The sequence below is a fragment of the Mesorhizobium humile genome (assembly GCF_033977215.1).
Taxonomy (GTDB): Bacteria; Pseudomonadota; Alphaproteobacteria; order Rhizobiales; family Rhizobiaceae; genus Mesorhizobium; species Mesorhizobium humile.
Map to the genome: position 1 here is coordinate 74,271 of NZ_JAVIIV010000024.1, position 24,870 is coordinate 99,140.

The 24,870-nt window shown below is 65.5% G+C and carries 23 protein-coding genes; 11 read left to right on the forward strand and 12 right to left on the reverse strand.

What is annotated here, in order from left to right; translation table 11 throughout:
- Positions 1 to 9: 9 nt before the first annotated feature.
- The 4 genes from RFM52_RS27685 to RFM52_RS27700 all read right to left on the reverse strand — a co-directional run bounded on the left by RFM52_RS27685 (position 10) and on the right by RFM52_RS27700 (position 3,675).
- Positions 10 to 1,308 carry an MFS transporter gene (locus RFM52_RS27685; protein WP_320296831.1) on the reverse strand — a complete coding sequence of 433 codons (1,299 nt, stop codon included), beginning with the start codon at positions 1,306 to 1,308 and terminating at the stop codon, positions 10 to 12.
- Between the two features lie 65 nt (positions 1,309 to 1,373).
- Positions 1,374 to 1,541 (reverse strand): twin-arginine translocation signal domain-containing protein, encoded by a 168-nt coding sequence (locus tag RFM52_RS27690; RefSeq protein WP_320296832.1) that lies wholly within the window; start codon positions 1,539 to 1,541, stop codon positions 1,374 to 1,376.
- Between the two features lie 308 nt (positions 1,542 to 1,849).
- Positions 1,850 to 3,076 (reverse strand): CmpA/NrtA family ABC transporter substrate-binding protein, encoded by a 1,227-nt coding sequence (locus tag RFM52_RS27695; protein ID WP_320296833.1) that lies wholly within the window; start codon positions 3,074 to 3,076, stop codon positions 1,850 to 1,852.
- Positions 3,073 to 3,675, reverse strand: coding sequence for an ANTAR domain-containing response regulator (locus tag RFM52_RS27700; RefSeq protein WP_320296834.1), 603 nt, complete (start codon positions 3,673 to 3,675; stop codon positions 3,073 to 3,075). Before RFM52_RS27700 ends, RFM52_RS27695 begins: the two co-directional genes overlap by 4 nt.
- Positions 3,676 to 3,822: 147 nt before the next feature.
- Between RFM52_RS27700 and RFM52_RS27705 the strand changes: the two genes are divergently transcribed.
- Positions 3,823 to 4,545, forward strand: coding sequence for a Crp/Fnr family transcriptional regulator (locus RFM52_RS27705; protein ID WP_320296835.1), 723 nt, complete (start codon positions 3,823 to 3,825; stop codon positions 4,543 to 4,545).
- 14 nt (positions 4,546 to 4,559) lie between these two features.
- Here the strand turns inward: RFM52_RS27705 and RFM52_RS27710 are convergent, their stop codons facing one another.
- Genes RFM52_RS27710 through RFM52_RS27725 form a run of 4 tightly spaced genes read right to left on the reverse strand, consistent with a single transcriptional unit; the run spans position 4,560 to position 7,918 of the window.
- Positions 4,560 to 5,003 (reverse strand): hemerythrin domain-containing protein, encoded by a 444-nt coding sequence (locus RFM52_RS27710; RefSeq protein WP_320296836.1) that lies wholly within the window; start codon positions 5,001 to 5,003, stop codon positions 4,560 to 4,562.
- Positions 5,004 to 5,026: 23 nt separating this feature from the next.
- Positions 5,027 to 5,158: a cytochrome bd-I oxidase subunit CydX gene (cydX, locus tag RFM52_RS27715; RefSeq protein WP_320296837.1), complete on the reverse strand. Its 132-nt coding sequence runs from the start codon at positions 5,156 to 5,158 to the stop codon at positions 5,027 to 5,029.
- A gap of 20 nt (positions 5,159 to 5,178) precedes the next feature.
- Complete coding sequence (gene cydB / locus RFM52_RS27720; RefSeq protein ID WP_320296838.1) at positions 5,179 to 6,333, reverse strand: cytochrome d ubiquinol oxidase subunit II; 1,155 nt, start codon at positions 6,331 to 6,333, stop codon at positions 5,179 to 5,181.
- A 13-nt stretch (positions 6,334 to 6,346) separates the two neighbouring features.
- Positions 6,347 to 7,918, reverse strand: coding sequence for a cytochrome ubiquinol oxidase subunit I (locus tag RFM52_RS27725; protein ID WP_320296839.1), 1,572 nt, complete (start codon positions 7,916 to 7,918; stop codon positions 6,347 to 6,349).
- Positions 7,919 to 8,019: 101 nt separating this feature from the next.
- On the opposite strand from RFM52_RS27725, the gene RFM52_RS27730 reads away from it, so the two are divergent.
- Together RFM52_RS27730 and RFM52_RS27735 are read left to right on the forward strand one after the other, a co-directional pair.
- Entirely contained in the window at positions 8,020 to 9,618 is a 1,599-nt protein-coding gene (locus RFM52_RS27730; protein WP_320296840.1) for an ATP-binding cassette domain-containing protein, read from the forward strand.
- Positions 9,615 to 11,213 carry an ATP-binding cassette domain-containing protein gene (locus RFM52_RS27735; RefSeq protein ID WP_320296841.1) on the forward strand — a complete coding sequence of 533 codons (1,599 nt, stop codon included), beginning with the start codon at positions 9,615 to 9,617 and terminating at the stop codon, positions 11,211 to 11,213. The genes RFM52_RS27730 and RFM52_RS27735 overlap by 4 nt, the downstream gene beginning before the upstream one ends.
- Before the next feature lie 80 nt (positions 11,214 to 11,293).
- Here the strand turns inward: RFM52_RS27735 and RFM52_RS27740 are convergent, their stop codons facing one another.
- Complete coding sequence (locus RFM52_RS27740) at positions 11,294 to 12,793, reverse strand: ATP-binding protein (protein ID WP_320296842.1); 1,500 nt, start codon at positions 12,791 to 12,793, stop codon at positions 11,294 to 11,296.
- Positions 12,794 to 13,056: 263 nt separating this feature from the next.
- On the opposite strand from RFM52_RS27740, the gene RFM52_RS27745 reads away from it, so the two are divergent.
- Positions 13,057 to 13,329: a hypothetical protein gene (locus RFM52_RS27745; RefSeq protein ID WP_320296843.1), complete on the forward strand. Its 273-nt coding sequence runs from the start codon at positions 13,057 to 13,059 to the stop codon at positions 13,327 to 13,329.
- A 51-nt stretch (positions 13,330 to 13,380) separates the two neighbouring features.
- On the opposite strand, the gene RFM52_RS27750 is transcribed toward RFM52_RS27745, so the two are convergent.
- Complete coding sequence (locus RFM52_RS27750) at positions 13,381 to 13,866, reverse strand: hypothetical protein (protein ID WP_320296844.1); 486 nt, start codon at positions 13,864 to 13,866, stop codon at positions 13,381 to 13,383.
- Positions 13,867 to 14,053: 187 nt separating this feature from the next.
- On the opposite strand from RFM52_RS27750, the gene RFM52_RS27755 reads away from it, so the two are divergent.
- A complete protein-coding gene (locus RFM52_RS27755) occupies positions 14,054 to 14,419 on the forward strand; it encodes a RidA family protein (RefSeq protein WP_320296845.1) in 366 nt (121 codons plus the stop codon).
- A 122-nt stretch (positions 14,420 to 14,541) separates the two neighbouring features.
- A complete protein-coding gene (locus tag RFM52_RS27760) occupies positions 14,542 to 15,765 on the forward strand; it encodes an amidohydrolase/deacetylase family metallohydrolase (protein WP_320296846.1) in 1,224 nt (407 codons plus the stop codon).
- A gap of 35 nt (positions 15,766 to 15,800) precedes the next feature.
- On the opposite strand, the gene RFM52_RS27765 is transcribed toward RFM52_RS27760, so the two are convergent.
- Together RFM52_RS27765 and RFM52_RS27770 are read right to left on the reverse strand one after the other, a co-directional pair.
- Positions 15,801 to 17,591, reverse strand: coding sequence for an NAD(P)/FAD-dependent oxidoreductase (locus tag RFM52_RS27765; protein ID WP_320296847.1), 1,791 nt, complete (start codon positions 17,589 to 17,591; stop codon positions 15,801 to 15,803).
- A 206-nt stretch (positions 17,592 to 17,797) separates the two neighbouring features.
- On the reverse strand, positions 17,798 to 18,745 hold the full coding sequence (locus RFM52_RS27770; protein WP_320296848.1) for a MurR/RpiR family transcriptional regulator: 948 nt from the start codon (positions 18,743 to 18,745) through the stop codon (positions 17,798 to 17,800).
- A 274-nt stretch (positions 18,746 to 19,019) separates the two neighbouring features.
- Here RFM52_RS27770 and RFM52_RS27775 point away from each other — a divergent pair, with 274 nt between their 5' ends.
- From RFM52_RS27775 to RFM52_RS27795, 5 genes are all read left to right on the forward strand, one after another.
- Positions 19,020 to 19,847 (forward strand): ABC transporter ATP-binding protein, encoded by an 828-nt coding sequence (locus RFM52_RS27775; protein ID WP_320296849.1) that lies wholly within the window; start codon positions 19,020 to 19,022, stop codon positions 19,845 to 19,847.
- The gene (locus RFM52_RS27780; RefSeq protein WP_320296850.1) at positions 19,844 to 20,692 is read left to right on the forward strand and encodes an ABC transporter permease; all 849 of its coding nucleotides are present in this window, start codon (positions 19,844 to 19,846) and stop codon (positions 20,690 to 20,692) included. Before RFM52_RS27775 ends, RFM52_RS27780 begins: the two co-directional genes overlap by 4 nt.
- A gap of 64 nt (positions 20,693 to 20,756) precedes the next feature.
- Positions 20,757 to 21,929: an ABC transporter substrate-binding protein gene (locus RFM52_RS27785; protein WP_320296851.1), complete on the forward strand. Its 1,173-nt coding sequence runs from the start codon at positions 20,757 to 20,759 to the stop codon at positions 21,927 to 21,929.
- Positions 21,930 to 22,000: 71 nt separating this feature from the next.
- Complete coding sequence (locus tag RFM52_RS27790; protein WP_320296852.1) at positions 22,001 to 23,092, forward strand: Gfo/Idh/MocA family protein; 1,092 nt, start codon at positions 22,001 to 22,003, stop codon at positions 23,090 to 23,092.
- 189 nt (positions 23,093 to 23,281) lie between these two features.
- On the forward strand, positions 23,282 to 24,718 hold the full coding sequence (locus tag RFM52_RS27795; protein ID WP_320296853.1) for an amidase: 1,437 nt from the start codon (positions 23,282 to 23,284) through the stop codon (positions 24,716 to 24,718).
- The last annotated feature ends 152 nt before the right edge of the window (positions 24,719 to 24,870 follow it).

Below are 24,870 nucleotides of genomic sequence, written 5' to 3' on the forward strand. Positions count from 1 at the left end.
TGCTCCGATCTATTCGGCGGCGTAGGAAAGGGACGCGTTGTCGACGGCGGCGCGCTCCATCCGGCGGATGGTGAAGTGCATCCAGACGAGGCACGAGCCGACGATCAGGAAAAGCAGCATGAAGCAGCTCGACCAGACGCCGGTGAGGTCGTTCAGCACGCCGAAGGCGATCGGCAGGATGAAGCCGCCAAGGCCGCCGATCATGCCGACGACGCCGCCGACCGCGCCGACGCTCTGCGGATAGTAGACGGGGATGTGCTTGTAGACCGCGGCCTTGCCGAGGCTCATGAAGAAGCCGAGCACTGAGGCCACCGCGATGAAGGCGAGCGGGCCGATCTCGAAATGGAAGGGGATCGGCCCGCTTATGCCGCGCACGACATAGTCTGCCGAGGGGAGAGACAGAACGAGCGTCGCGACGGCACAAACGCTGAAGGTCCAATAGAGCACGGTGCGGGCGCCGATGCGGTCGGACAACACGCCGCCATAGGCGCGGAAGATGCTGGCCGGGATCGAATAGGCGGCGCCGATCATGCCGGCGGTGGCGATGCCGAAGCCGTAGACGCCGATCAGGTAGCGCGGCAACCACAGCGACAGCGCCACGAACGCGCCGAAGCAGAAGAAATAGTAGAAGGCGAAGCGCCAGACCTGCAGGTTCTTCAGGGGTGCGAATTCCTGCCAGAAGCTTCTCGCCGGCATCGCCTTGCCGGCGCGACGCTCGCGGATGACCGGGTCGTCGCCGGTGGTGAACCAGAAGATGATCGCCATGACGACGAGCGCGGCGGCCCAGACCAGCGCAACCGACTGCCAGCCCCAGGCGAGCAAAACGAGCGGTGCCAGGAACTTGGTGACCGCGGCACCGACATTGCCTACGCCGAAGATACCGAGCGCGGTTCCTTGTTTTCCTGCCGGGAAGAAGCGCGACACATAGGCGACGCCGACGGCGAAGGAGCCGCCGGCGAGCCCGACGCCGAGCGCGGCCAGCAGCATTTGCCCATAGGTGTGCGCGAATGCGAGCAGGAAGGTCGCGACCGCCGCGGCGAGCATGGTGGCGGTGTAGACCAGGCGGCCGCCATAGCGGTCGGTCCACACGCCGAGCACCATGCGCACGAGCGAACCGGTGAGGATCGGCGTGCCAACCAGCAAGCCGAACTCGGTCTCGTTCAGGCCGAGTTCCTGCTTGATGCGAACGCCGATGATGGAAAAGATCGTCCACACCGCGAAGCAGACGGTGAAGGCGATGGTGGACATGACGAGCGCCTGCCGGGAAGCACTGTCCTGGCTGGGCGCGGCTGGGAGGTTTGCGGTCATGGTCGGCTCCGGTTTGCGGTGTGGGAGGCACCGCGTGTTGTGTTGATCAAAAATCGCGGCATCGGTCAGCGCGACGGGGCTTGCGCGGTCACTTGCGAACCCTCGCCTTCGGCCTCGTGGCTGGCGGGAAACAACAGCAGCGCGGCGATGAACAGCACCGCCGTCAGCGCGCTGCTCGCCAGGAAATCGCGGCGGGTGAAATCCTTGAGCGAAGGTCCGATCCGTTTCGTCATCGTCGTCTCCGGTCCAAAACGAAAAAAGCTGCCGTCCAGGCCCTCTCGCGTCCGTACATCCGGGATCGCGTGGTGACCTGAGCGGCAGCTTTGCCTGTGGCGCCCGCCATTGGACGCCTGTTTCATTGCCCGCGAGGGGCCTGATGATTTCAAAGCACGAAACGTGCCAGTTTTACGCGGAAGCTGAATTTCAAGGAAAATCAATGCGGTAGAAGTTTTGACTTCGACCGCGCCGGGTCAAACATTGATCAATGGCTTAGACATGCCGCATAAATTTTGTGCAACGCACAAGATTGACGCGCAAATGATCAGGCGCGTTTCTGGCCGGCGATATAGGCGTCGATCCGGTCCGGATCGAAGATCTGGCCGTCGAAGAATCCGTCAGGACCAAGCACGAGACTTGCCCCAGCGGAACCGACCGGCGTCGCGACCTTCAGCGCGCCCTCGACTTTGGCATTGGCGCCGGGCAGCGCGACGCCGAGCGGCTTCAGCGCCGAGCGGTAGAGGTCGGGCCGGTAGCAGTCGCGGGCAATGGCGAGGTTTTGCGGCGTGTGCGGCAACTGCCCCCAGCGCACCATCTGCGTGTAGAACCAGAGCGCGTGGCTCTTCCAGGGAAAATTCGCCGCCTTGTCGAAGGGCAGGAAGAAATCCTCGACGCGCCGTTCCGCGCCGCCGCCAAGCTGAAGCTGCCCGGTCAGGACAGGCATCTGGATCGTCTCCGGCTGCCCGAGAAAGGCGGGCCTTGCCATCAGCGCGGCCAGTTCGCCGCGGTTCGCCGGATCCTGGCACCAGCGGGCGGAATGATGCAGCGCTCTCAGCAGCGCCGCCAGCGCCTCAGGGTTTTCCTCAGCCCAGGCTCTGCGCGCGCCGATCACCTTTTCCGGGCTGTTGCGCCACAGCAGCGCCTTGACGGTGACGATGTGGCCGGTGCCCGACGCGACCGCAGCGCTGTTCCAGGGCTCGCCGACGCAATAGCCGTCGATGCGGCCGGCGACCAAAGCATCGGCCATGAAGGGTGGCGGTACGATGACGATCTCGATGTCGCGGTCGGGATCGATGCCGCAGGCGGCGAGCCAGTAGCGCAATTCGTAATTGTGCCCTGAATGCGGATGCACGACGGCAAAGCGCAGCGGCTCGCGGTCGGCGCCCGCCCGTTCGCGGATCAGCGCGCCGAGCGCCGCCCCGGCGCGCGCGGGATCGAGGTCAGGCACAGCGCCGCGTGCCGCCATGCCTTCCCACACGGCGTTGGAAACGGTGACGCAATTGCCGCCGAGCCCGAGCGAGAACGGCACGATGGTCTCGGAGGCAAGAGGCGTGAGTCCTAGGCTGCAGGCGAGCGGCATCGGCCCCAGCATATGCGCGATATCGAAGTGGCCGATGGCGATGCGGTCGCGGATGTTGGCCCAGGAGGTCTCGCGTTGCAGCTTGAGCTCGATGCCCTCGCGAGCGGCAAAGCCCATCTCGGCGGCGACGACCAGGACGGCGCTGTCGAACAGCGGCATGAAGCCGGCGGTAATCTCGTGCGCCATGCTCATTCGCCCTCCAGTGGATCCAGCAATCCCGCCGCGGTCACCAGGCTCTGGGCGATATCGGCGATCTTGCGGTTCTGGTTCATGGCGGTCTTGCGCAAGAGCGCGTAGGCCGCCTCCTCGCTCAAGCCGCGCGACTTCATCAAAATGCCCTTGGCCCGGTCGATGACCTTGCGGTTCTCGAGCTCGCTGCGCGCCTCCTCCAGTTCGCGCGCCATGCGCGAGAAGGCGTTGAAGCGGCTGATCGCCATGTCGAGGATCGGCTTGATGCGTTCCTTCTTCAGCCCGTCGACCACATAGGCGGACACGCCGGCATCGACGGCAGCCTCGATCGAGGCCCGGTCGGAGCGGTCGACGAACATGGCGATCGGCCGCTTCACCGCGCGCGAGAGCTGGAACATGTTCTCCAGCATGTCGCGGTTGGGGTTTTCGAGGTCGATGACGATGACGTCCGGCTCGATCTCGGCAATGCGCCGGGCAATGCCAGCCACGTCATGGACCAAAGTAACATGGCGATGGCCGGCGTCCCGCAATCCGGCCTCGATGATCGAGGCGCGGATGCGGTTCTCGTCGATAACAAGGATGGTCAACGAACCGGCGGACATGCGCCTATTGTGCAGGTGGGCCGGATTTGTGCAATGCGGTAGTCGACTGGAGGGAGATTCCAGCCGCCCTCAGGGTGTGAACTGCGACGCTATCGCGCCCAACCCTGCGTTGCCGCTGCCGGCCGGGAATATTATAGGTGTTCCATCGTGCGCGAGGATATTCACACGACGGGCGTCCCAGTGCTCTGCGCTTCATGCGAGGCGCGGCACCGCGGCATATGCGGAGCGCTCAATTCCGAGCAGCTCGCTGCGCTCGCCAAATCGACGAAGCGGCACAAGGCCGAGGCCGGCAAGGAACTGGTGGGCGATTCCAGGAGCGTCGAGCGTTTCTCGAACGTGCTTTCAGGTGTCGTGAAGCTGACCAAGACGCTTTCCGACGGCCGCCAGCAGATCGTCGGCCTGCAATTTGCTCCCGATTTCCTCGGCAGGCCCTTCCAGAGCGAAAGCACGCTCACCGCCGAGGCCGCGACCGATGTCGAACTGTGCTCCTTCCCGCGCCAGACGCTGGAGCGCATGATGAAGGAACAGCCTAACCTCGAGCATCGCCTGCTCGAGCAGAAATTGCGCGAGCTCGATCAGGCGCGCGACTGGATGGTGGCGCTCGGCCGCAAGACGGCCGCCGAGAAGATCGCGAGCTTTCTCTTGATGATCGCGCGCAACATCGATCCCGCGGTCAGCCTGGAAGGCCGTGGCGCGGCTTTCGACCTGCCGCTGTCGCGGGCGGAGATCGCGGATTTCCTCGGGCTCACCGTCGAGACGGTGAGCCGGCAGATCACCCGGCTGCGCGGCGAGAAGATTATCCGCGTCGAGAACAACCGCCACGTCATCATCGACGACATGTCACGCTTGGCCGCGCGGGCCGGAGACTGACCCAGAGCATCCCTTTACGGATCGCCGAGCACCTCGGGCAGCACATGGTCGCGTTCGAAGGCGATATGGCGGCGCATCGATTCGAAAAAGGCGCGCAACATATAGCCGAACGCCTCGGGATTCTCGATCGGCCGCCCGTGGCCGTGGACCAGCAGTGCCTCGCTGAGATCGGCCGCGGCGCTTTCGTCTTCGAGATGCTCGAGCTTCAGCCGCTCGACGGTATCTTCCTCGCCGGTTTGCCGCGCAAAGACCGGGAAGACGACCTCTTCCTCAAAGCGGTGGCATTCACGCAATAGCGGCAAGAGGTCGGCCGCCACGGCGAGACACTGGAGCCGGTCGACGCGCGACGGCAAATCGTCGGCGATGCCTTCGAGTATGTGGCAGAGCGCAAGTTTCTGCACATGCGCCCGCCTCATATCCGCCGGGCTGCGCAGCGGCTCCGACCTTTCGCCCGTCATGATCGCTCCTCCGCTACGCTCGCTCAGGGTGTGGGCAAGGCGACGGTGTCCTTGACGGGTTCTTCACGGACGGTGCGCAGCTCGTACCAGAGCGCGTTGAGGATGCCGACGGATGCGGCCAGTCCGAGGCCGAGGATCCAGGAAAAATACCACATGGTCAGAAACTCCTTTGGGATCAGTAGGCCGACGAGCCCGCTTTTTCGATGCTCTTCTCGCCGACCTTGCCCCACAGCACGCTGTAGACCCAGGCCGTATAGGCAAGGATCAGCGGCATGAAGATCGCCGTGGCGATCAGCATGTTGCGCAGCGTGGCGCGGCTCGACGAGGCGTCGAAGACCGCGAGCGAATGGCCGGGATTGCTGCTCGACGGCAAAAGGATCGGGAACATTGCCAGGCCTACCGTGGCGATGATCATCGCCACGCCGAGCTTCGAGGCGATAAAGGTCCACCCTTCGAGCCGCGCCTGGAAACCGGCGGCGGCAAGCAATGGCGCGGCGACGCCGAGCCCGGGCACGATCCAGAGCAGCGGGTGGGCATGGAAGTTCGCCAGCCAGGCGCCGCCGTCAACCACCACCGTTTTCAGGAGCGGATTGGACGGCCCATCCCAGACGATCGGCGACGTCACGCGGTAGCCGCCGAGCAGGCCGAGCGAGACCAGCCCGCCGCCGCCGGCAAAGAGCGCCGCCGTGACGATTGCCGAGCGCGCGCCGATGGCGCGGGCGCGGTCGGCGACGCTGCCTTCCGCCTTGAAGGTCAGCCAGGCCGCGCCATGCGTCACCAGCATGGCGAGCGAGACCAGGCCGCAATAGAGCGCCAGCGGATTGAGCAGCCCGAAAAGGCTGCCTTCATAGATCGGGCGCAGGTCCGGCGTGAAGTGGAACGGGACACCCTGCAACGTGTTGCCGATGGCGACGCCGAAGATCAGCGCCGGCACGGCGCCGCCCACGAACAACGCCCAGTCCCAGCGCGTGCGCCAGGCGGGGTCTGGTCGCTTCGAGCGGTATTTGAAGGCCACCGGGCGCATGATCAGCGCCAAAAGCACCAGGAACATGGCGAGATAGAAGCCAGAGAAGCTGATCGCGTAGAGCGCCGGCCATGCGGCGAAGATGGCGCCGCCGCCGAGGATGAACCACACCTGGTTGCCTTCCCAGACCGGGCCGATGGTGTTGATCGCCACGCGCCGCTCGGCGTCCGTCTTGGCGACGAAAGGCAGCAGCGCGCCGACGCCCATGTCGAACCCGTCGGTCGCGGCGAAGCCGATCAGAAGCACGCCGAGCAATATCCACCAGATCACGCGCAGCGTTTCATAGTCGAAGAGAAATTCGATCATGCTCGTGATCCTTTCACTCTGCCGGTTGCATTGCAGGGTCGGCGCTCGGGCGCAGGTCATCGATGACCTTCGCGACCTCCGGCCCCTTGCGGATGGCGGCCAGCATCAGCCTGACCTCAATGACGGCGAGCACGCCGTAGACGAGCGTGAAGCCGGCGATGGTGAGCAGGAGGTCGCTCACGCCGAGCTCCGACGTGGCCAGGAAGGTCGGCAGCACACCGTCGATGATCCATGGCTGGCGGCCGAACTCGGCCACGAACCAGCCGACCTCGATGGCGATCCATGGCAGCGGCATGGCGATGAGCGCGGCGCGGAACAGCCAGCGCGGCGCTTCGGTTTCCCGCGTCGTGTGCCACAGCGACACCGCGAACAGCGCCAGCAGCGCGAAGCCGCAGGCCACCATCAGGCGGAAGCCGAAGAAGAGCAGCGGCACATAAGGCACCGTCGACCAGGCCGCGTCCTTGATCTGCTGTTCGGTTGCCTGCCGCGGATCGGGCAGGTAGCGCTTGAGCAGCAGCGCGTAGCCGAGATCCTTGGAGCTGGCGTCGAAGGCGGCGCGGGCGGCGGTATCGTTGCGGTCCGCCTTGACCTTCTCCAGCGCGTCATAAGCGACCATGCCGTTGCGGATGCGGACTTCCGCGTGGGCGACGAGCTCGTCGATGCCGGCGATCTGCTTGTCGAACGAGCGCGTGCCGATAATGCCCATCACCCATGGGATGTGGATGGCGAAATGCGTTTGGCGATCGCTCTGGCTCGGGATGCCGAACGCCGTGAACGACGCCGGCGCCGGCTCGGTCTCCCACATGGCCTCGATGGCCGCGAGCTTCATTTTCTGGTTGTCGGTCAGCGCATAGCCGCTCTCGTCGCCGAGCACGATCACCGACAGCGCCGATGCCACGCCGAAGGCCGATGCGATCACGAAGGAGCGCTTGGCGAGCTGGACGTGGCGTCCCCTCAGCAGGTACCAGGCCGATACGCCGAGCACGAAAGTGGCGGCGCAAACATAGCCGGCGGAGACGGTGTGGACGAACTTCGCCTGCGCCACCGGGTTGAAGATCACCGCCACGAAGTCGGTGACTTCCATGCGCATCGTGTCCGGATTGAAGGCCGAGCCGACCGGGTTCTGCATCCAGCCATTGGCGATCAGGATCCACAGCGCCGAGAAATTGGTGCCGAGCGCCATCAGCCAGGTGACGATCATATGCGCGCGCGGCGAAAGCCGGTCCCAGCCGAAGAAGAACAGCCCAACGAAAGTGGCCTCGAGGAAGAAGGCCATCAGCCCCTCGATGGCCAGAGGCGCCCCGAACACGTCGCCGACATAGTGGGAGTAGTAGGCCCAGTTCATGCCGAACTGGAATTCCATGGTGATGCCGGTGGCAACGCCGAGGGCGAAGTTGATACCGAACAGCACGCCCCAGAACTTCGTCATGTCGCGCCAGATGGTCCGGCGGGTCATCACATAGACGGTCTCCATCATGGCGATCAGGATGGAGAGGCCGAGCGTCAAAGGCACAAACAGGAAATGGTAGAGGGCCGTCAGCGCGAACTGCAGCCGCGACAGGTCGACGAGAAGAAAGTCGGACATGGAAGCATCCCTTCTGGATATCGCCTCATAGCGCCGATCGAAGATCGGGGACTTGATCTGGATCAATTCCTTTCCTCCCCGCATGTGCGAAAAACCCGGCCATGAGACCGCCCGCCGTTTCCGTGCCAGCCCGTGATCCAGCCGCCTCGATAGTGGGGCGTTTCCACGCGCTCGCCGCGGCCCGACAACTGGCAAAGCCAGGTTTGCGCCGGCTGCTCGGCCTCCAGATCGCCCGCACCGCGCTACGACTTGGCTTCGCCGCCATGGCGGCCATGGCGGTGGGCCGGCTCGTCATGGGGCAGCCCGTTGCCTCCTGGCTGGTCCCGGTCACGATTGCCCTTCTCGTGGCAGCCTGCCTCGCCGGGTTTGTCGCCGACCGGGCGCAGGCCTCTGGGGAGACTGCCGTGTCGATCGGCCTGCGCGAGCTGGCGGGCAAGCGGCTGGACGAGATGCCGGCGCGTCAGCTGCAGTCGCTTTCGGTCGGCGGCGTCATCATGTCGATGCAGCGCCACCCCGAAGCCATCGCCGCCCTTGTCGTCGGCCACCGCGCGGCAAGCGCAATGATGGCGGCCGGGCCGCTGCTTGCGGTGGCAACACTTTTCCTCGTCTCATGGCAGGCGGCCCTGCTGGTCATCTGCCTGACGCCGGTGATGATCGTGTTCTTCGCGCTGATAGGCGACGCCATCCGCCGGCGCGCCGACGCCCAGGAACGCGCCTTCGGCCGGCTGGCCGGCCAGTTCGCCGACCGTATCCGCACCTTGCCCACGATCCTTGCCAATCATGCGATGGCCAGCGAAGAGGCAAAGCTCGCCCAACGCCTCGAAGCCTATGCGGGCAACACGATGGGCGTACTGCGGATCGCTTTCGCCAATGCCGGCATCATCGATTTCTTCGCCTCGCTCTCGATCGCGATCCTGGCCGTCTTTCTCGGTCTCGGGCACCTGAAGCTCGCGACGATCCCCGGCTTCTCCAATCTCGAACTCTGGCAGAGCCTGTTCATCCTGATGATCGCGCCGGAATATTTCGCGCCGTTCCGGCGCTTCTCCGAGCAGTACCATGCCAAGGCCGAAGGACTGGCGGCGGCCGCGGCATTGGACCGGCTGCTCGACGCCGAGCCGGTCGCAGCGAAGTCCTTGCCGGTGCTCGACCGGTTGCGCCTGACGCTGCCGGCGCACGGCCTCGTCGCCGTTGTCGGTCCCAGCGGGTCAGGGAAATCGACCTTGCTGCGCCGCCTCGCCGGCCTCGAACCGGGCGCCCATCTATTGGCCGCCAAGGAGATCGCCTGGGTTTCAACGGACGCCTATGTGCCCGAAGGAACGCTGGCCGGGGCCATTTCGTGGAATGCCGGCGCGCCGGACCGGATCCGGCTGGAGGATGCCGCCCGCGCGATCGGGCTGCTCGACGACGCGCTGCTTCCCGGTGGCCTCGATGCCAGGCTGGACAAGGGCGGCGCCAATCTTTCGGGCGGCCAGCGGCTGCGCATCGCGGTCGCCCGCGCGCAGCTTTGTGGACGAACCGTGCTGGCCGACGAGCCGACGGCCAAGCTCGACCGCGAGACGGCCGAGGCGGTGCGGCGCATGCTGCTTGAGATTTCAGGCACGCGGCTGGTCATTGTGGCGACGCATGACCGGGACCTTGCCGCTGCGGCGGACATCATGGTCGATCTCACCCGCGACGATACCGTCGAGGTGGCGGCATGAGCGCTGCATATCAGTCATCGAGCCGGACGTCGTGGCGGCTGGCGACGGGCTTTGCCTTCGCCGCCCTGGCCTGCGCCATATTGCTCGGCGGCGTTTCGGCCTGGCTGCTCGGATCGGTGGCGATCGCCGGCCTGTCCGCCGCCGCCTTCACCTTCAACTTCCACATCCCGGCGGCCGTGATCAGGATGTTCGCGGTCGGCCGTACCGCGGCACGCTATGGCGAGCGGCTGACCGGGCATAAGGCAGCGCTCGCCGATCAGGTGGCGCGGCGCGTCGAGCTCTTCGCCGCCATGGCGGCGGCGCCGGCCGTGCGCCGGGCCGGATGGCAGCTCGGCGACGATGCGCGCCTCGCCGACTATCTCGACGACGTCGAGGACCTCGACTACGCCAGGCTGCGCGCCGGGCTGCCGGCGCTGACGCTTGGCTGCGGCCTTGTCGTCCTGATCGCGGGCTCGGCGGTGCTGGCGCCTTTGTCCCTGCTGCCGATCACCCTTTTGCTGCTTGCCATCCTGCTCGCGGGGAACCGGGTGGCCAAGGCTGGCGCCATGGCATGGGGCGAGACCAGGTCGCTGCGCCGCGGGGGCGCAGGCAGGCTTGGCGCGGCCATGGCGTCAGCCATCCCGCTGAAGGCGGAAGGCGCTTGGAGCCGCGAACGCGCCGAAGCCCTCGCCGCGCTCTCCCGCGCCGATGGTGCGCTGCTTGCGCTTCGCCGGTTGCAGGCCCTGCTCGACATGATCGCGGCGGCCTTCGGTCCGGTTGCCGGCATCAGCGTGATGGCGGCCGCATGGCATGCCGGCAGGCAGGGCAGCGAGCTTCTTCTGCCCATGCTGCTCGCCTTCTCCTGGCTGGCGCTGGGCGAAGCCATGAATGGCGCGTCGCGCATGCTGGTTGCCGTGCTTCGCCGCAACGCCGCCGGCGCCGAGATCGGCCAATGGACGCGCGGCGCCACGGCCGACAGACGCGAATTCGCGCCGGATGACATCAAGCCCGGCCTGCTGCGGCACGGCGCGATGCAGCGCCGAGCACCTGACGGCCGGGCGATCGGGGCGCCCATCTCCCTGCTTTTCGGAACGGGTCAGCCAACGATGCTGGTAGGGGCAAGCGGCTCGGGCAAGACCAGCCTGCTCAAGCAGATCGCCGGCTGGATCGGCGACGATGCCCTTGCCGCCGGCGACTGCATCCTGTCGGCGAGCGAGCGTCGGGCGCAAGCAGCGCTCGTCCTGCACGACGCGGTCATCCTCGAAGACACCGTCCGCGCCAATCTCTTCGCCGGCGACGTCCCGGACGCGGCACTCTGGCAGGCGCTGGAAGCCGTCGAGATGGACGGTCGTATCCGCGAGGCCGGCGGGCTGGACGCCTGGATCAGGCAGGACAGGTTCTCGCTCGGCGAGGTGCAGCGCATCAATCTCGCCCGCGCCTGGCTGTCGACCAAGCCGCTCATGCTGCTCGACGAGCCGACCGAGCACCTCGACGATACGCAGGGAGCGCGCATCCTCGAGCGGCTGCTCGCCCGCTCCGGCGATCGGATCGTCGTCGTCTCAACCCATCGGGCACCGCCGCTTCGCGGAGCCCGCACAATCGCATTGCGGCCGTGAATGCGATCCCCAGCCATCGATCGACAGAACGTGCTTGAAGCGCCTGATCCTCAGCCGCGCAGTTACCCTGCCGCCTGCTGTCAGGCCGCCGAACTACCCTGCTCCGCGTCCACGGCGTTCGGGTCGCCGGGCGCCGTCGCCCAGGCGAGCTCGACCAGCGTCACGGTGCGCCGTCCGGTGCCGTCGACCTGGCAGACGATCAGACCCTGTTCCTCGATATAGTCGAGCAGCCGGCGCGCGCGGCGCAGCGAATGCGAGCCATACGCGCGCGCGATCGCCGCATCGCTCGGGCATGGCCAGCCTTCCTTGGCGGCGCGCGCGATCATCATGAACACGCCCTGCATGTCCTCGGGCAGCAGCGAAGCGCGCACGGACACGTCGCGCCAGGCGTCGTCCTCGGCCATGTCGGAGCCGACGCCGGCACGCGCCCGCGTCAGCATGCGGCGGAATTCCGAAAGATCGGGCACCACCGAGGCCAGCCCTTCGATGCGGCAGCGGACCACGAATTCCTGGTAGAGCACGCCGATGACACGGAACCCGGCATCCGGCTCGGCCAGGATGGCGCGCAGGATGCGGTCCATCCGCTCGCGCCGCTCGGCGAGGTCCTCGGCGCTGGGCTGCGGCTCCGCCGGCTCGGGGCGGATGTCGAGAGGCGCGGCCTTGGCCGCCATCAGTTGGTCGAGCAGGTCGGGCGAAGGCCGCCGCTGCGGCCTGACCGTCTCCGGCGGCGGTGCCGCGAGGATGATCGAGCGCGCATCCTCCAGCATCGCTTCCGGCAGCGGCATCAGCCGCGGCGTGCCGTTGCGCGGGCTGGTTTCGGTCTGGCCGATGCGCAGGCTGAGCGGACGGCGCGACAAGGCGGGCCCAAGCGCCATGAAGTGCCCCCGCTCCAGGTCGCGGAAAGCTTCGGCCTGGCGCCGCTCCATGCCGAGCAGGTCGGCCGCGCGCGCCATGTCGATGTCGAGGAAGGTGCGGCCCATCAGGAAGTTGGAGGCTTCCGCCGCGACGTTCTTGGCGAGCTTCGCCAGCCGCTGCGTCGCGATGATGCCGGCAAGCCCGCGCTTGCGGCCGCGGCACATCAGATTGGTCATGGCGCCGAGCGAGAGCTTGCGCGCTTCGTCCGAAACCTCGCCGGCGGCGGCGGGCGCGAAGAGCTGCGCCTCGTCGACCACCACCAGCATCGGATACCAGTGGTCGCGCGCCACCTCGAACAGCCCGCCAAGGAAGGCCGCGGCGCGCCGCATCTGGTTCTCGGCGTCGAGCCCTTCGAGGTTGAGCACCGTCGAGACGCGGTGGATGCGCGCCCGCTCGCCCGCCGCCTGCAGGCCGCGCTCGGTATGCTCCTCCGCATCGATCACCAGATGCCCATAGCGCTCACCCAGAGATACGAAGTCTCCTTCGGGGTCGATGATGGTCTGCTGCACCCATGGCGCGCTCTGTTCGAGCAGCCGGCGCAGCAGATGCGACTTGCCGGAGCCCGAATTGCCCTGCACCAGCAGGCGGGTCGCCAGCAGTTCCTCAAGGTCGAGGCCCGCCGGCGCGCCTGCGCTCGTCTGCCCCATCTCGATTGCAACCGTCATATTTCGACTCAGAACGCCTCCATGCGCGCAAGGGGCTTATCAACCGAAGTCCGGCGCGTCGAGGATGGCCGCGCATGGCTGGGGCGGTGTTCCACACCTATGGGCGGGTCAGGTCGTCCCACGGGCGGGCGTCAGTCCCTCCTTATGTGGCGAATGGCGGCAGGCTGTCGGCAATCACTCTGGTCGGACCACCATTTCTGTGGCGCCGGTCAGCCATTGGGGTATCATCTTGCCGGGACAGGGTTCATGGCAGGAGGAGGCCGATGGACGTTGCTGCCGAAATGCCCGTTGCTGCGTCGACGGTGCAAGACCTTGTAACGTTTGCCCTTTCGAAATTCCGCGCCGGCGACACCGTCTCGACGCGCGCCATGCTCGATGCCATCCGCCGCTCCGATCCGGCCTGCGACGACAGCGACGATCACCTCGTGGAGCTGATTGTCATGGCCGCAATTGGTAAGACCATGGGCGTCGTCTTCGACCATCGCTCGCCGGACGAGCGGTTGCCGCTTTCTGAAGGTATTTCCCTGCGGGCCTAGGTGGTGGTGAGCGCTAAATCTGTTAAGATTCAGGCCTGAATCTCAACAGATTTAGCTGCCCAATGGATGCGGCATATAACCGACGAAACCGGCGATCTTCCAGCGTCCGCCGACCTTGCGGCAGAAATAGAGCGTCTGCCATTTGAGCCGGTCGACGCCGCCATCGGCCTTGGCGACCGAACCGTCGAACTTCTTGTGCAGCACCGCGCGGTCGCCGTCGACATCGATGTCGCGCATGTTGGTGACACGGAAAAGCGCCTCGCGCAGCGGCTCGGCGAATTTGGTCGCCGCGGTTTCCTTGGCCTGCCGCAGCCATTCGTCGCGATAGACCTCCAGCCTCGGGAACTGCAGCCGCCAGGCGTCGGCATTGGCGAGGAAATGCGCATGCATGCCGAAGAAGCTCTCGGCGATGAAATCGTCCTCGACCATCGGCCAGTCCTGACCGAGGAAGGCATCGATGTCGCGCCGCACCAGCATTTCCCAAAGCGCGTGGCGGTCGGCATCGCCTTCCGGGAACGGATTCTTGTCGAAGGTCATGCTGAATCTCCCCTCACATGTGCACCGAACGGACGCGGCGTCGAGCGCAAGATGCTCAGGCTTCTGTAATAAAGCAACATGGATTTCGAAAAAATGTTGCTTTCCGACATTGCCTCTATGAGGATCATGCCGACAAGCGTAGACGGCTATATCAACGGTCCCGCTCGATCGCCAAGAGGAGGCTCACTTGCCCAAGCAATGTTTCGGAAAATCGCATGTTCCGCTCTCGCCCGCCGTGCGCGCCGGCGATTTCGTCTATATCTCCGGCCAGGTGCCGGTGGGCAGCGACGGGCTCGTGGTGAAGGGCGGCATCGCCGAGCAGACCGAACAGGTGCTGCAGAACGTCACGGCGGCGCTGGCGCTCGCCGGCTGCACCATGGACGATGTGGTGAAGACCACCGTCTGGCTGGAGGACGCGCGCGATTTCGGAACCTTCAACACCGTCTACGCAAAGCATTTCCCCAAGGATCCGCCGGCGCGCACCACGGTCGAGTCGCGCCTGATGATCGACATCAAGATCGAGGTCGAGGCCGTCGCCTATCGGCCGGTCTGATCGCCGGTCGGATCGCTTGGAGCAATTCCAGGAAAAGTGCTTAGCGGTTAGGTTCGGCGGCTTCGCCGTAGCCTTCCGTCCGCAATTGCGTGAAACAAACACACAGGGCAGGGAGAGCACCGATGCAGTTCGATCTCCTGATCAAGGGCGGGCGCGTCATCGATCCCGCATCGAACCTCGACGCGCAGCGCGATGTCGCCATCGCGGATGGCCGCGTCGCCGCAATCGACGCCGCCATCGATGCCGAGTCGGCTGGTGAAGTCGTCGATGCCAGGGACTGCATCGTCACGCCCGGCCTCGTCGACCTGCACAGCCATGTCTACTGGGGCGGAACCTCGCTCGGCGTCGATGCCGACCGGCTCGCCGCCAAGGGCGGCACCACCACCTTCATCGATGCAGGCAGCGCCGGCGCCGGCAATTTCCTGGGCTTTCGCCGCCACGTCATCGAACGCTCGAAGGTCCGCATCCTCGCTTACGTCAACATCTCCTTCGCCGGCATATTTGGCTTCGCCAAGACCGTGTCCGTCGGCGAATGCAGCGACCTCAGGCTTTGCGAACCGCGCGAGACGGTTGCCGCGGTGCGCGAACACGCCGATATCGTCGTCGGCGTCAAGGTGCGCTCCGGCAAGCATGCCGGCGGCTTGAGCGGCATCGCGCCGGTCGACCTCGCGCTCGAAGCCGCCGACAAGGTCGGCCTGCCGCTGATGGCGCATATCGACGAGCCGCCGCCCGGCCGTTCGGAAGTGCTGCCCAGGCTGCGGCGCGGCGACATCCTGACCCACTGCTTCCGGCCGTTCCCCAATGCGCCGGTCTTCGCCTCCGGCGCGGTGCGGCCGGACATGCGGCTGGCGCGCGAGCGCGGCGTCATCTTCGACATCGGCCACGGCATGGGTTCCTTCGACTTCGAGGTGGCGAAGGCGATGCTCGCCGAGGGCCTGGCGCCCGACGTCATCTCCAGCGACGTGCACCTCTACTGCGTCGACGGCCCGGCCTTCGACATCCTGGTCTGCATGTCGAAGCTGATGGCGCTCGGGATGCCGCTGGTAGAGGTGCTGCGCGCCGCGACCGTGAATCCCGCGCAGGCGATTGCCAGGCCGGAGCTCGGCACGCTGAAGGTCGGCGGCATAGGTGACGTCGCGGTGCTGAAGTTGCAGCCCGGCCGCTTCACCTTCGTCGACGCCGTCGGAGCGTCATTGGTCGCGGATCAGCGGCTTGTGTCCAACGGCATCGTCATCGGCGGCAAATGGTGGCCGAACGACGCGCCCGACCACAATGAGACCGAGCGCTTCGAGGCGCATGCCCATCATACGCATGTGGATGTGGCGGCCAGGCATTTTGGCAGGTGATTGGCTAATCTCCCCCCTCGTGGGAGATCGCAGCTTCACCGCCTCGAATTACTCGCCTCCCCATAGACAGGCGTCGCAATCCCTTCCATCCGCGCCTTGAGCTGCAGCGCCACATATTTCGAGTAGAACCTCGACAGCGCCAGATTGCCGCCGTGGAACCACAGCGCTTCCTGCGCCGTTGGCTTCCACATGTTGCGCAACTCGCCCTGCCACGGCCCCGGGTCGCCCTTCACGCCGGAGCCGAGGCCCCAGCACGGGCCGACCTTGTCGGCGACCTCGCGCGAGACAATCGCAGCCACCGTCTCGTTCATCGACTGGTAGCCGGTGCAGCAGACGATCGCATCGACTTCCAGTTCGCTGCCGTCCTCGAACAGGATGCCGCTCGGCGTTAGCGATTTGATGCCGATGCCGCCCTTCACCTTGATCTCGCCGTTCAGGATCAGCTCGCAGGCGCCGACATCGATGTAGTAGCCTGAGCCGGTGCGGTAGGCCTTCATCAACAGCCCGGTCTCGTCCTCGCCGAAGTCGATGGCGAAGCCGCTGTCGCTGAGGCGCTGGTAGAAATCCGCGTCGCGCGCCCGGATGACGTCATAGAGCGCGCGCTGGCCCTTCGGCACCAGCGCGAAGGGCGTGGAGGCGACGATCATGTCGGCCTTGTCGGTGGTGATGCCGCGCGCCAGCGCCTTTTCCGAGAATATCTCGAAGCCGACATCCATCAGCGTGTCGGATTTCACCACGGTCGTCGGCGAGCGCTGGACCATGGTGACCTTGGCGCCCGCTTCCCACAGATCGACGCTGACATCGTGCCCCGAGCTTGCAGCACCGATCACCGCGACGCGCTTGCCGCGGAACTTCTCGCCGGTGGAATACTGGCTCGAATGCAGAAGCTCGCCCTTGAAGCTTTCTGCTCCCGGCAATTCGATCTGCCGCGGCGGACCATAGGCGCCGGTGGCGAAGACGATGTGCTTCGGCTTCAGCGTGATGCGCTGGCCGACGCGATCGACCACGACGGTCCAGATCTTCTCGGCCTCGTCATAGGCGGCGCTGATGCATTTGGTGGCCACCCAATAGTTCAGCTCCATGACGCGGGTATACATTTCCAGCCAGTCGCCCATCTTGTCCTTGGGCGTAAAGACCGGCCAGTTTTCCGGAAACGGAACATAGGGCAGATGGTCGTACCAGACCGGGTCGTGCAGCACGAGCGAGCGATAGCGGTTGCGCCAGGAATCGCCGGCGCGCGCATTCTTCTCGATGACCAGCGCAGGCACGCCGAGCTGCCGCAACCGGGCGCCCAGCATGATGCCACCCTGCCCGCCGCCGATCACCAGGCAGTAGGGCTGCTCATGAACGCCGAGATCGCGCGCCTCGCGCGCTCGTGCTTCCGCCCAGGTCTCGCGCTTGGGGTCGGCCTTGTGGCGGATGCCGAGCGGCCGCGCAGGTCCCTTCTGCTCTTCGAAACCCTTGAGCTCGCTCATCGCCGTGAACAGCGTGCGGCAGCGGCCATCCTTGAGCCGCAGGATGCCCTCGCCCCGCGCCACCGTCGTCTCGAAGGTGAACCAGGCCTCGACGGTGCCGTCGTCAACGCCTGGCTCCCCGGAGAGATGCCAGTGCGACGGCCACGCTAGATGGAGCGTGGCCTTCAGCATCTCGCGGATCGCGGCCTGCCCCTCCATGGTCTTGATGTTCCATGTGAAGGTCAAAAGATCGCGCCAGTAGCAATCCTCCGCGAAGAGGTTCGTCGCCGCCTCGATATCGCCGGCCTCTAGCGTGCGACCGAACGAGCCGAGCCAGGTTGCCGCCTGTTGCGATGGTGCGATGTCGAGCATTTTTTTCCTCTCTGTTCGAATTTTTATCGAAGCCGGTGGCCGGTCCTCCCCTTCTCCCCTTGTGGGAGAAGGTGGATCGGCGCGTCAGCGCCGAGACGGATGAGGGGTGCTCCAGCGGAGTGAGACGCCGGCTTTCCCTGGAACACCCCTCATCCGACCTCGCTTCGCGAGGCCACCTTCTCCCGCAAGGGGAGAAGGGATAGTCGCTAATCTCCCAGCGGCTCCATCTCCTTACCTGTCCGATGAATCTGGGCGTTGTACTTGATCCGGCGCACCGTCTCGCGCGCCGGGCCGTCGATCCTGTAGGCGGTCGCCACCGCCAGAAGGTCGATGGCCGCCAGGAAAGCATAGCGCGACGCCGTCGGCTTCAACGTGTCGGGATATTCGGGAACAGCCATCGTCAGTCGCACGTCGCAGACGCGCGTCAGCTCGGTGTCGGGCGCCGTCACGCAGATCGCGTTGGCGCGGTAATGCTTGGCGAGCTCCACCGCTTCGATCACTTCCCGGGTACGGCCGGTTGCCGAAATCGCGATCACCAGGTCGCCAGGCTTCAGCGTCGAGGCAGTCATGCGCATCAGATACGGATCGCATTGCGCGCTGATCGTGATGCCGTAGCGGAACAGGCGGTATTGTGTCTCTTGCGCCAGCGCCGACGAGCTGCCGCCGAGGCCGAACACCGTCACCTGCCGCGCCTTGGCGATCAGTTCCGCCGCCTTCTGCAGCTGTCCCGGATCGATCTGCCGCTCCGCCTCCTGCAGCGCGCGCCGCGCCTCGCCGAACACCGCGTTCCAGAACGGCATGCCGCTGTCGCTGTTCGCGGGCTGTGGCTTGGTGCTGAGATAGAGCGCGCCGACGACGAGGCTCTGCGCCAGTTTCAGCTTGAAATCGCGCACGCCGTCGCAGCCGATGGCGCGGCAGAAGCGGGTGACCGTCGGCTCGCTGACCCCTGCGCGCTGGGCAAGCGCGGCGTTGGAAGCGCCGACTGCATATTTGACATCGTCGAGCACGACATCGGCGACGCGGCGCTCGGCCGGCCGCAGTTCCGCATAGCTGTCCTTCACCTGCGAGATGATATCGGGAAAGCGCCGGACATGGTCGTGTCGGTCGCCGTCCTCGTCGGTCGTTCGCAACGTCTGGCTGTCAGCTTCGGTCATTGGCCAGTCCTCCCCAGCCCGCTTCGGGACCTATCATCTTCGCGATTATCCGCCCGCTGGCCATAGGCAATCAACCGAAGCGAGTATGTAGGAAAGTAACACACATCGCAAGCGATCATAAAAGATCGATAAATCATACACTTAAATAAAGACTGATTGAAGCTGATTGCTTCCGTTCTTCGCCGCCGCTTGACAGTAAAGTAGGATAGTTACAGACTGATTTTGCGGACAGATGGGGCCTCGGCAACACATCGCGCAGTCTCCGAGGGGGAGCATGAGTACGGCAAGCGCAAGAACGCCGAAGCTCGGCGTGCAGGCAGCGACCAAGGTCTATCAAACGGCCTCCGGCGATCTTCTGGCGCTGGACCGCTGCAGCCTGGATATTCAGCCCAACGAGATCGTCTCGATCGTCGGCCCCTCCGGTTGCGGCAAGACCACGCTGTTGTGGTCGATGTCGGGCCTGCATCGCCTGACCGCGGGCGCGATCCTGCTCGACGGCAAGGAGATCACCGGCCCGCGCCCCGAGATCGGCATCGTCTTCCAGGAGGCGAACCTTTTGCCCTGGCGCAATCTCGACGCCAACATCAACTTCCCCTTCGAGATCAAGGGCGAGAAACCCGACCGCGCCTGGATCGCGCATCTGCTCAACCGCGTCGGGCTCGATGGCTTCGGCGGCAAGTTCCCGCGCGAGCTTTCCGGCGGCATGCAGCAGCGCGCCGCGATCGTGCGCGCGCTGGCGCTGAAACCTTCGGTGCTCTTGATGGACGAGCCCTTCGGCGCGCTCGACAGCTTCACCCGCGAAGAGATGAACCGCCTCGTCGAGGAGATCTGGCTCGACACCAAGACCACCATCGTCTTCATCACCCACAGCATCGAGGAAGCGATCTTCCTCTCCGACCGCGTGGTGGTGCTGACGACAAGGCCGGGCCGCGTCGCCAAGGTCTACGACGTGCCGTTTCCGCGGCCGCGCTCGCTGGAGATCATGGCGACGAAGGAAGTCTTCGACCTCACCAACAAGATCAAGATGGACATTGTCGGCGAGCGCGTCCGGCCGATCGCACCGGAACGGCCGTCGGCCGAAATCGTGAGGATCAGGCCGTGAGCGGAGGCGACGCCATTCCGGAATTCTCGAAGGCCAAATCGGGAGACGGGCAGGACGTCAGCCTGACCAATCTTTCGGCCTTCGCCAGCGGCCCCGGCATCAAGTCCGGCGCCGAGGTGGCGGCGATCCTCGCCGTCGCCGTGGTGATCATCGGCGGCATCGAGCTGGCGCTGCGCATCTTCCACGTGCCGCAATACATCATGCCGCCGCCGAGCTCGATCGCCTATGCCTTGTTCGACGAGTTCCCGCTGATCGCGCCGCATCTCGGTTATACGCTGGTCGAGCTCGTCTCAGGCTTCGCCATCGGCGCCATTGTCGGCCTGGTGATGGCGGCGGTGATCACCCAGTTCCCCTTCGCCGAAAAGATCGTCGCGCCGTATATCCTGATCCTCGTCACCACGCCGATGCTGGCGTTGGTGCCACTGCTCATCCTGCGCTTCGGCTTCGGCTACACGCCGCGCATCATCGCCGTGGCCCTGGCCGCCGGCCCAATGGTGATGATCAATGCCGCGACCGGCTTCCGCCGAGTCGACAGCGCCAAGATCGCATTGGCCCGCTCCTATGGCGCCAGCACCTTGCAGATCTTCTGGAAGATCCGTGCGCCGATGGCGCTGCCCATGATCCTGGTCGGCCTGATGATCGGCGCGATCTTCGGCCTGCTCACCGCCGTCGGCGCCGAGATGGTCGGCGGCGGCTTCGGCCTCGGCAACCGGCTCACCTCCTATTCGTCGATGATCCAGATGCCGCAATTCTTCGCGGTGGTGCTGATCCTCTCGACACTCGGCATCCTGATCTACGTGCTGTTCTTCCTGATCGGCAAGAAATGGGCGAGCTGGGAGACGTGAGCGCGAAAGGATGAAGTCGCCCGGGAGGCGGGCGAAGGCAAGCAATCAACAAAAGGGGAGTGCCATGACCAACGACAATCCGATCCATTCCAACGTTCCGGCCGGCATCAGCCGCCGCTACTTCCTGCAGGTGACGGCGGCAGGCGTCGTGACCGCCACCGCGCTCGGAGCGTCCGGCCTGAAAGCCAGGGCGGCGGGCTATGAGAAGTTTACCTGGATCTCCCCGCGCGGCACGCTCGAAGTGTTGGACGACTATCCCTACTGGTCGGCCAAGAAGGCCGGCTATTTCGGCGACCTTAACACAGACATGCAGCCGGGCCCGTCGGACGGCACTGCGACGGTGAAGTTCGTCGATGTCGGCCAGGCCGACATGGGCTTCCCCTCGCCCGGCGTCTTCTCCTTCGCCATCCAGAACGGCATGAAGCTGAAGTCCGTCTTTCACATGGGTGCGCGCGACACCTTCAGCCTCGCCTTCCGCAAGGGCGAGGGATCGAACGATCTGAAAAAGCTAGAGGGCAAGACCATCCTGCTCGGTTCCGCCGCCTGGCAGGCGATCACCGATCCGCTGCTGGCCGCCCAAGGCGTCGACATCAAGAAGGTGAAATATGTCGAGGCCGGCTGGCCGACCTGGGGCACCGCGCTCGCCGGCGGCCAGGGCGATGCCGCGCTCTCCTGGGAGGGGCTGCGCGCCGAATGGATCGCCAAGGGCCTCGACTTCGAATACTGGCTCGGCGTCAAGAACTCCAAGCTGCCGGCCAACACCTTCGTCGTGCGCGCCGCCGACCTCGAGGACGCCGACAAGAAGGCCTTCCTCGAGAAGTACCTGCGCGGCTGGGCGATGGGCCTCGAATTCGGCTACCAGAACCCGCGCGCCGCGGTCGAGGCCGTGTTCGAGCAGTTCCCGACCTTGGCCAAGAACCTCGGCCCGGAGCTCGGCACGACGTCGATCCTACAGCAGATCAACGTCTTCCGCGGCGATATGGACAAGCGCGGCGGCTGGGGCTCGCACGACATGGCGAGCTGGCAGGGCTTCTTCGACGAGATCCTCAAGATCGGCCAGATCACCGCGCCGGTGAAGGCCGAGGACGTCTGCACCAACGACCTCATCCCGGCCGCCAACGACTTCGACAAGGCCAAGGTCAAGGCCGATGCCGACGGCGTCAAACTGTCGGAAGGCTTTGCCGCGCTCGACGTCGACAAGATCAAGGCGCACTTGTTCGACTCGGCCGTGAAGTAAGCTGGCGCAATAAGTGTCAGGCGGCGCATCGCGCCGCCCACATCATCTTCCGAAGAGCATGGGAGGTCGACATGGCCGACAAAGTGAAAATTCTGGTGGTTGGTCTGGGCAATATGGGCGCTTCGCATGCCAGCGCCTATCACCGCTCCGACGGCTTCGAGATCGTCGGCATCATGAGCCGCTCGATCAAGAGCAACAAGAAGATCCCGAAAGAACTCGCCGGCTACTCGCTCTACGAGGACTTCGACCTGGCGCTTAGAGAGACCAGGCCCGACGCGGTCTCGATCAACAGCTGGCCGAACACGCATGCCGAATACGCGCTGAAGGCGATCGCCGCCAACTGCCATGTCTTCATGGAAAAGCCCTTGGCCACCAACATCGCAGATGCCGAAAAGGTGGTGGCCGCGGCGCGGGCGAAGAACCGCAAGCTGGTGCTGGGCTACATCCTGCGCGTCCACCCGTCCTGGATCAAATTCATCGAGGTCGGCAAGACGCTCGGCAAGCCGCTGGTGATGCGCCTCAACCTCAACCAGCAGAGCAGCGGCACCGCCTGGCACTGGCACAAGAACCTGATCGACTCGCTGATCCCGATCGTCGACTGCGGCGTGCACTATGTCGACGTCATGTGCCAGCTGACCGGCGCCAAGCCGGTGCGCGTGCACGGCATCGGCGCTAAACTGTGGGCCGAGGCCGACAAGCAGAACTACGGCCATCTGCACGTCACCTTCGATGACGGCTCGGTCGGCTGGTACGAGGCGGGCTGGGGCCCGATGATGAGCGAGACAGCCTATTTCGTGAAGGACGTGGTTGGCCCCAAGGGCGCCGTCTCGATCGTCGCCGGCCAGTCGGGCAGCGGCGCCAAGGATGCCGAGGAGGTGTCCGATTCCGCCGACATCGACCGCCATACCAAGACCGACGCGCTGAAGATCCATTATGCGCAGGTCGACGGCGAGAAGAACTTCTCCAAGCCCGACGAGATCGTCAGCATGGAGGACGAGCCTGGACATCAGGAACTTTGCGACCGTGAGCAGGCCTTCTTCCTGCGCGCCATCCGCGAGGACCTCGATTTGACCGAGCAGATGGATGCCGCGGTCAACAGCCTGCGCATCGTGCTGGCGGCCGAACAGAGCATCGCGGAAAAGCGCACCGTCGAGCTGGCCTGAGGACAGCGCCAAGCCCCCTCATCCGGCCGCTTCGCGGCCACCTTCTCCCCGGCGGGGAGAAGAGATTGGCGCCGGCGCCGAAAATCTCCTCTCCCCACCGGGGAGAGGTCAGCCTAGCGAAGCGGAGGCTGGGTGAGGGTGAGTCCGAGCCAGTTCTCAGCTGACGGCACCACCAAGTGGGAGGAACACATGGCCGCGATCTCGAAGAGCTTGCTCGAAACCTACACCCAGTCCGACGCGCTGGCACTCGCCGGACTGGTGAAGCGCGGCGAGGTTTCCCCGGCCGAGCTTGTCGAAGCGGCGATCACCACGATCGAACGCCTCAACCCACAGCTCAATGCCGTCATCCATCGCCTCTACGACATGGCGCGCGCCCAGGCCACGACGGTAGACAGGGATGCGCGCTTCGCCGGCGTCCCCTATCTGCTCAAGGAGCTCGCCTCGTCCTGGACCGGCGCGCCCCTCACCAATTCCTGCCGCTACCTCAAGGATTTCGTCGCCGATTCCGACAGCGAAGTCGTGCGCCGCATCAAGGCCGCCGGGCTCGTCCTCGTCGGCAAATCCAACGCGCCGGAAAACGGCTGGTCGATCACCACCGAGCCAAAACTCTACGGCGCGACCAAGAACCCGTGGAAGCAAGGCATCACGCCGGGCGGCTCGAGCGGCGGCGCCGCGGCCGCGATCGCCTCGCGCATGGTGCCGATCGCCGAAGCCAGCGACGGCGCCGGCTCGATCCGCGTGCCGGCTTCCTGCTGCGGCATTGTCGGCCTGAAGCCGTCGCGCGGCCGCGTCAGCCTGGCCCCCTTCGGCGACTATTGGTATGGCGGCGCCTATTTCCTCTGCTGCTCGCGCACCGTGCGCGACACCGCCGCCTATCTCGACGCGGTGGCCGGCGCCCTGCCCGGCGACGCCTACACGCCGCCGGTTCCTGCGGACAGCTGGCTCGGCCTTTCCGCGCGAGCGCCGAAGAAACTGCGCATCGGCTATACTGTCACGCCGCCCAACGGCACGGCGATCGATCCTGATGTCAAGGCGACCGTGCTCTCCACGGTCGCCGCGCTCGAACGGCTCGGCCACGCCATCGAGGAGCACGACATGCCGCTCGACGCCGATGCCGCGTGGAAAACCTACACTGACATGACCAACGTGCAGACAGCCGCCACCTTCGGCTTCCTCGAAACGCTGGTTGGCCGCCCCGTCACGCCGAACGATGTCGAACCGTTGACCTGGGCGATCATCCAGCGCGGCCGCGCGACCAGCGGCATCAAGCATATTTCCGATGTCGAGCAGTTGAGGCTGATCGGCCGCGACATCGTCAGTGACCTCAACCCCTATGACATCTTCATCACCCCGACGCTGACGCAGTTGCCGCGCCCGCTCGGCTATTACGACATGTCGGAAACCGATCTCGATCGCTACAATGCCAAATGGGGCGACGCGGTCTTCAACTTCCCATTCAACATCTCCGGCCTGCCGGCGATCTCATTGCCGCTCGGGCAGTCGGCCGGCGGCGTGCCGATCGGCGTGCAGCTCGTTGGCCGGTACGGCGACGAGGCGACGGTGCTGGCACTGTCATCGCAGCTGGAAGACGCCGTGCCGTGGAAGGATCGGCGGCCGGCGCTGTAGGCGATCACCTTGTCGGGCAAGGCTATCAGCATCCGTTGGGGTAGTCGGCGCAAACGCTGGCGATGAGCTGAAGGCTCCTGGACCTCGTCATTCCAGGGCGGAGCAAGGAGCGAAGCGACGCGCGCAGACCCTGGAATCCATGCCGTTACCTG